This is a genomic window from Frankia sp. CoWAU3 (assembly GCF_977971855.1).
On the sequence record NZ_CDWWXB010000006.1, the window covers coordinates 12441 to 19240 of the forward strand.

General features: G+C 71.5%; 8 protein-coding genes and 2 pseudogenes. All 10 read left to right on the forward strand.

What is annotated here, in order from left to right:
* Positions 1 to 159 (forward strand): annotated as a pseudogene (locus tag AC08ON_RS01585) (alpha-(1-2)-phosphatidylinositol mannosyltransferase); the annotation flags it as partial.
* Between the two features lie 71 nt (positions 160 to 230).
* Entirely contained in the window at positions 231 to 785 is a 555-nt protein-coding gene (locus AC08ON_RS01590) for a LemA family protein (protein WP_476606165.1), read from the forward strand.
* A gap of 149 nt (positions 786 to 934) precedes the next feature.
* On the forward strand, positions 935 to 1867 hold the full coding sequence (gene pdxS / locus AC08ON_RS01595) for a pyridoxal 5'-phosphate synthase lyase subunit PdxS (RefSeq protein ID WP_476606164.1): 933 nt from the start codon (positions 935 to 937) through the stop codon (positions 1865 to 1867).
* The gene (gene pdxT, locus AC08ON_RS01600; protein ID WP_476606163.1) at positions 1864 to 2463 is read left to right on the forward strand and encodes a pyridoxal 5'-phosphate synthase glutaminase subunit PdxT; all 600 of its coding nucleotides are present in this window, start codon (positions 1864 to 1866) and stop codon (positions 2461 to 2463) included. Before pdxS ends, pdxT begins: the two co-directional genes overlap by 4 nt.
* 22 nt (positions 2464 to 2485) lie before the next feature.
* Positions 2486 to 3241, forward strand: coding sequence for a YebC/PmpR family DNA-binding transcriptional regulator (locus tag AC08ON_RS01605; protein WP_011435810.1), 756 nt, complete (start codon positions 2486 to 2488; stop codon positions 3239 to 3241).
* A 103-nt stretch (positions 3242 to 3344) separates the two neighbouring features.
* Positions 3345 to 3863 carry a crossover junction endodeoxyribonuclease RuvC gene (gene ruvC, locus AC08ON_RS01610; protein WP_476606172.1) on the forward strand — a complete coding sequence of 173 codons (519 nt, stop codon included), beginning with the start codon at positions 3345 to 3347 and terminating at the stop codon, positions 3861 to 3863.
* Complete coding sequence (gene ruvA, locus AC08ON_RS01615; protein ID WP_476606162.1) at positions 3860 to 4603, forward strand: Holliday junction branch migration protein RuvA; 744 nt, start codon at positions 3860 to 3862, stop codon at positions 4601 to 4603. The genes ruvC and ruvA overlap by 4 nt, the downstream gene beginning before the upstream one ends.
* Positions 4604 to 4747: 144 nt before the next feature.
* A complete protein-coding gene (ruvB, locus tag AC08ON_RS01620) occupies positions 4748 to 5794 on the forward strand; it encodes a Holliday junction branch migration DNA helicase RuvB (RefSeq protein ID WP_011435813.1) in 1047 nt (348 codons plus the stop codon).
* A gap of 181 nt (positions 5795 to 5975) precedes the next feature.
* Positions 5976 to 6452: a preprotein translocase subunit YajC gene (yajC, locus tag AC08ON_RS01625; protein ID WP_476616327.1), complete on the forward strand. Its 477-nt coding sequence runs from the start codon at positions 5976 to 5978 to the stop codon at positions 6450 to 6452.
* 147 nt (positions 6453 to 6599) lie between these two features.
* Positions 6600 to 6800: pseudogene (locus AC08ON_RS01630) on the forward strand (protein translocase subunit SecD); the annotation flags it as partial.

The following is a 6800-nucleotide window of genomic DNA, read 5'->3' on the forward strand; positions in this document are numbered from 1 at the left end:
CTGGTGGAACGCGGTCGCGCCGTCGTCGCCGCCTACGACTGGCGGGCCATCGCCGAGCGGATCGTCGGGGTGTACCAGATGGTCTCCGGGGACATGCGGGTGTCGGTCGCGACGGCGACGCGGTTGCCGGTCCGGGGCGACGCGAGGAGTGGGGACTGACCTGCCCCGGTAACTGACCTGCCCCGGTACCAGAGCCACGTCATATTCGGCCGTTGGTTACGCTGCGCGGGATGACCGTCGTCGTGGTGGTGGTCGCCCTGGTGGTGGCGATCGCGACCTATCTGACCTGGCTGGCCACTCGGCTCGACCGACTCGCGGCCCGGGTCGCGGACGCCCGCGGTGGGCTGGTGGCGCACCTGGTCGCCCGCGCCGACGCCGCGCGCGAGCTGGCCCTGCGGTGTGAGCTGGCCGAGCTGGGCGAGAGCGTGGCCCGGGCCCGAACGGCCTATCCGGACCTGCTCGCCGGGGGGGCGTTGGACGCCGCGGTCGAGCAGAGCGAGAATGCCCTGAGCCGGGCGTTACGGTCCGCCGAGGTCGCCGCGGCCGGCCAGCACCACCCCGCCGAGCTGCATGCGGTCGACTCCTGCGCGGCCCGGGTCGCGCTCGCCCGGCAGTTCCACAACGACGCGGTCCGCGACCTGCGGGCACTTGCCGGCCGACGCGTGGTGCGGATGGCGCACCTGGCCGGCCGCCGGCCGCCGGCCGGCTACTTCGAGATCGACGACGCCCTGCCGATCCGTGGCGAGGGCGTCCCTCACGACGACCTGCCGGGGCTGGCCTCCTGACGGCCCGGCCGGTCGCGAGATCGCCGTACCATGGAAAACCGACCCACCCGTACGGGAACCATCCGGTGGGGTAGCCGACATGCAGGTGCCAGACATGCCGGTACCCCGCGGCCCTGGCGACCCGACCCAGTGAAAAGAGACGGCACATCATGTCCGAGGGCCAGACTGCCCCCGCCGCCGGCCCGGCGACCGACTCCGCCCGGCATGCCGGTACCGCCCGCGTCAAGCGCGGCATGGCGGAGATGCTCAAGGGCGGTGTGATCATGGATGTGGTCACCGCCGAGCAGGCCCGCATCGCCGAGGACGCCGGCGCCGTCGCGGTGATGGCGCTGGAGCGGGTTCCCGCCGACATCCGGGCGCAGGGTGGGGTGGCGCGGATGAGTGATCCCGACATGATCTCGGAGATCATCGAGGCGGTCTCCATCCCGGTCATGGCCAAGGCCCGGATCGGGCATTTCGTCGAGGCACAGGTGCTGCAGGCGCTCGGGGTGGACTACGTCGACGAGTCCGAGGTTCTCACGCCTGCCGACCCGCACCACCACATCGACAAGTGGCGCTTCACGGTGCCGTTCGTCTGCGGAGCCACCAACCTGGGGGAGGCGCTGCGCCGGATCGCCGAGGGCGCGGCGATGATCCGTTCCAAGGGTGAGGCGGGCACCGGCGAGGTGTCCAACGCCGTGGTGCACATGCGTACCATCCGGGCGGAGATCGCCCGGCTGTCGGGGCTGCCCGCCGAGGAGCTCTACGCGGCGGCCAAGGAGCTGCGCGCCCCGATCGAGCTGGTCGCCGAGGTGGCCCGGCTCGGTCGGCTGCCCGTCGTGCTGTTCACCGCCGGCGGTATCGCCACCCCGGCGGACGCGGCGCTGATGATGCAGCTCGGCGCGGACGGGGTGTTCGTCGGGTCCGGGATCTTCAAGTCCGGGGACCCGGCGCGCCGCGCTCGGTCCATCGTCGAGGCGACCACCATGTTCAAGGACCCCGACGTTCTGGTGAAGGTCTCCCGGGGCCTCGGCGAGGCGATGGTGGGCATCAACGTCACCGAGCTTCCCCCGGAAGCCCGCTACGCCGACCGCGGCTGGTGAGTGGCCCGCGGATCGGCATCCTCGCGTTGCAGGGGGATGTGCGCGAGCACGCCCGGGCGCTCACCGAGGCCGGCGCGCGGCCGGTGGCGGTGCGCCACGCGGTGGAGCTCGCCGAGGTCGACGGGCTCGTCCTGCCCGGAGGTGAATCCACCACGATCGGCCGGTTGCTGCGCGTGTTCGAGCTGTTGGAGCCGTTGCGGGCGGCGGTGGCCGCGAGGTTGCCCGTGTTCGGTTCATGTGCTGGCATGATCCTGCTTGCGCGGGACGTCGTGGGCGGTCGGCCGGATCAACCACTGATCGGCGGGCTGGACATCGTCGTCCGGCGTAACGCCTTCGGCCGGCAGGTGGACTCGTTCGAGGCACACCTCGAGGTCGTCGGGGTGACGGGGCCACCTGTGCACGCGGTCTTCATCCGGGCACCATGGGTAGAAAAGGCAGGAGACGCGGTCGAGGTCCTGGCCCGTGTCGCCGAGGCGCCGGTGACGGTCCGCCAAGGACCGCTGCTGGCCACCGCGTTCCATCCGGAGCTGACCGGTGATGCCCGGGTGCACCGGCTATTCGTCGACAGCGTCCGATCGTCCGGGTCCGGTCGATGATCGGGCGCAAGAGAGGCAGGTCATGAGCGGCCACTCCAAGTGGGCGACCACCAAGCACAAGAAGGCGGTCATCGATGCCCGCCGGGGCAAGCTGTTCGCCAAACTGATCAAGACGGTCGAGGTGGCGGCCAAGACGGGCGGCGGAGACCCCGCGGGCAACCCGACGCTCGCCGACGCCATCGCCAAGGCGAAGTCGCAGTCCGTGCCGAACGACAACATCGAACGGGCCGTCAAGCGGGGTTCCGGCGAGCTCGCCGGTGGGGTGAACTACGAGGACATCACCTATGAGGCGTACGGCCCGGGCGGGGTGGCGATCCTCGTGGAGTGCCTGACCGACAACCGTAACCGGGCGGCGTCGGATGTCCGGGTGGCGATCACCCGTAACGGCGGCACGGTGGCCGACCCGGGGTCGGTGTCGTACCTGTTCAACCGCAAGGGTGTCGTGCTTATCGAGAAGACCGCCGGCCTCACCGAGGACGACGTACTGCTCGCAGTGCTCGACGCCGGCGCGGAGGAGGTCAACGACGTCGGGGAGGCCTTCGAGGTGGTCTCCGAGGCGACCGATCTGCACGCCGTGCGGGTGGCCGCCACCGATGCTGGCCTGGCGGTCACCTCCGCGGACATCTCCTGGCTGCCGAGTGTGAGCGTGTCGCTGGAGGCCGAACCCGCCGCCAAGGTCCTCAAGCTCATCGAGGCGGTCGAGGATCTCGATGACGTCCAGAACGTCTGGTTCAATGCCGACATCTCCGATGACGTGATGGAGCTCGTCGGCAGCTGATCGTCCTCTCGGGCGATCCGTTGGGCGTGTCGTGGATGTCCGGTTGTGTCGCCGCCCCTAGAATCGAACGAATGTTCTTGTGAACGTGCGGTCGGGAGGGTGGATGCGGGTGCTGGGGGTCGATCCGGGGCTGACCCGGTGTGGCCTGGGGGTCGTCGACGGTGGCCTCGGCATCCGGGCCCGCCTGGTCGAGGTGGGGGTGGTGCGCACCCCCGCCACCGCCGAGGTCGCCGAACGGTTGTGCGCCGTGTCCGATGGCATCGACGCCTGGCTCGATCGCACCCGCCCGCAGGCGGTCGCGGTCGAGAAGGTCTTCAGCCAGGCGAACATGCGTACCGTGATGGGTACCGCGCAGGCCGGGGCGGTCGCCATCGTGCTGGCCGCCCGGCGGGGCCTGTCGGTGGGTCTCTACACGCCCAGTGAGGTGAAGGCCGCGGTGACCGGCAGCGGCCGGGCGGACAAAGCGCAGGTCAGTTTTATGATCACCAGATTGCTCGGGCTGACCGAGGCGCCACGCCCGGCCGACGCGGCGGACGCCCTCGCGTTGGCGCTCTGCCACCTGTGGCGCGGGCCGGCGCTGGCCCGGTTCCGTTCCGCCGCGCCGGGCGGACCCACCCGATGATCGCGTCGTTGGCCGGCACGGTCACCGCGCTGACCCCGCTGTCCGCCGTCATCGAGGTCGGCGGGGTGGGCCTGCTCGTCCACTGCTCGCCGTCGACGCTGTCGCGGCTACGGGTGGGGGAGTCCGCCTCCCTCGCCACCACCCTGATCGTGCGCGAGACCGAGCTGACCCTCTACGGCTTCGCCGACGCCGATGCGCGCGACGTCTTCGAGATCCTGCAGAGCGCGGCCGGAGTCGGGCCCAAGCTCGCCCAGGCCGTGCTCGGGGTGCACGATCCCGACACGGTGCGCCGCGCCGTCGCCGAGGAGGATCTCGCGGTGCTGACGAAGGTCCCCGGTATCGGGCGCAAGGGCGCGCAGCGCATCGTCCTGGACCTGCGGGACCGGCTCGGTCCGCCGGGTGACGGTGCGCCGCTGCCCGGCCCGCGCCCGACGCCGGGACCGGAACCGATGCCGGCCGATACCGTCGGGGTCGCGGCGACCGTGCGGGAGGCGCTGGTGGGCCTGGGCTACTCGGGTCGTGAGGCCGACGACGCCGTGTCCCGGGCGCTCGTGGTCCTGGCCGCGCCCGCGGGCGAGGGCGCCGCAGCCGGTGGCGAGCAGGCCGCCCCGGGCAAGGGAGACGTCCCGGGAAAGGAAGGCGCCCCGGGTTCCCGGGCCGGGGCCGACTCGGGAACCGGCGGCGCTCCGCCCGACGCCGCGACCCTGCTGCGCGCAAGTCTTGCCGTGCTACGCAGGTGAGGGCCGTTATGACGCCGCCATGCGGCGCGCGACCGCGTCGGGCGGTGGTCAGCCGGGGCGGTGGTCAGCCGGGGCGGTGGTCAGCCGGGGCGGCGGTCAGCCGGAGCGGCGGTCAGCCGGAGCGGGGGTACGCGGAGGTGGGACATGAGTGACGACGGCCTGGTGTCCGCCGCGGCGAGTCCCGAGGAGCGCGCCTTCGAGGCCGGGCTGCGTCCGCGCACCCTGGCCGAGTTCGTCGGCCAGCGTAAGGTGCGCGAGCAGCTCACAATCATGCTCGAGGGGGCGCGGGCGCGTGGTCGCCCGCCGGACCACGTCCTGCTGTCGGGCCCGCCCGGTCTGGGCAAGACCAGCCTCGCGATGATCATGGCGCAGGAGCTCGAGGTTCCGTTGCGGATGACCAGTGGGCCGGCGATCGAACGCGCCGGGGATCTCGTCGCGATCCTCACTGCCCTCTCCCCGGGAGAGGTCCTGTTCCTCGACGAGATTCACCGGATCGCCCGGCCAGCCGAGGAACTGCTCTACGCCGCGATGGAGGACTTCCGGGTTGACGTCATCCTGGGCAAGGGCCCGGGCGCGACCGCGATCCCCCTCGACGTGTCGCCATTCACGCTGGTCGGGGCTACCACCCGGTCGGGCCTGCTGACCGGCCCGCTGCGGGATCGGTTCGGGTTCACCGCCCATCTGGACTTCTACGACGCCGACGAGCTCGCCCGGGTGCTGACTCGCTCGGCCGGCCTGCTGGGGGTCACCCTCACCGCCGAGGGAGCCGCCGAGGTCGCTGGCCGGTCGCGTGGTACGCCCCGCATCGCCAACCGGTTGCTGCGCCGGGTGCGCGACTACGCGGAGGTGCGGGCCGACGGAGTGGTCACCCGCGAGATCGCCCAGGCGGCGCTGCGGATCTACGACGTCGACGGGCTCGGACTGGACCGTCTCGACCGGGCCGTGCTGGAGGCGCTGGTCACCCGGTTCGGCGGCGGTCCGGTCGGGCTCACCACGCTCGCCGTGTCGGTCGGGGAGGAACCGGAGACGGTGGAGGACGTGGCCGAGCCGTTCCTGCTGCGTGCCGGCCTGCTGATCCGTACCGCCCGGGGCCGGATGGCCACCCCCGCCGCCTTCGAGCACCTCGGTCTGGACCCCGTCACCGATCCGCTCGGTCGTACCCAGGTCTCGCTGTTCACCGAGGGAGAATGACTGTGAGAGGGTCGGTCGGGGAGTAGTCACTGAAGGTGATTAGTCCGTCCGGGGTGAGTCGTCCCCGTAGCATCGGCCATTCCGGCCGGAGGAGGTCCTGAGTGCCGGGCACAACCGCCCTGCCCACCACAGGCATCCGATCGATACGTACGATCGCCGCAACACATCAGGAGGGCAGGACGTGCACGTACTCGTGGCAGCTTCGGTGGCGGCCGGCAAGGACGGGGGCAGTTCGATCAGCGGGCTTCTGTTCCCGCTGATCCTCATCCTGGTGATCGTCTACTTCTTCTCGATGCAGCGGCGCCGCGCCAGGGCGCAACAGCAGCAGATATCGCGGATCGTTCCCGGTACCCTGGTGATGACCACCGCTGGTCTCTACGCCACGGTCGTCGAGATGGAGGACGGCGACCTCCTGCTGGAGGTTGCGCCCGATGTCGTCTGCCGCTTCTCGCGCAGCGCGGTCGCTCGGGTGATCAGTACGCCCGACGGAGCCGGGGACGGCGGGGAGTCCTCCGGGGAACCGCGGTCGCACGACGACGGTTCCGACGGTTCCGACGGCCCCGGTGGCGCCGAGGCGTCGCATCCCGGCGGTGGCCTCCCCGGTGGGGACGGTGGCACGGGCGGTGAAACGACACACCCGCCCGGCAAGGAGCTGTGATCGCCGGTCACCTGGCCGAGCACTACCGTTCGGGGAGCGGAACGCACCCTCGGTGACATTCGTTCGGATACTTTAGGCACCGCCGGTCCGGGCAGCGGCGAGACGAACGAGCGCCGGCACACCGGCGCGTGAGGAAGGGACTCGCAGGTGGCACGCGGCTCGGCACGGGTACCCAAGGGGATCTCCGTCTGGACCCGGCTGGGGATCCTCGGCGGTCTGATCGTCGTCCTCTACGGCCTCATGGCCGCTACCGGAAACTGGAAGCCCCGGCTCGGGCTCGACCTGCAGGGCGGGACGAGCGTCATCCTCACGCCTCGTGCCACGCAGGGAAACAACGTCGACAGTGGT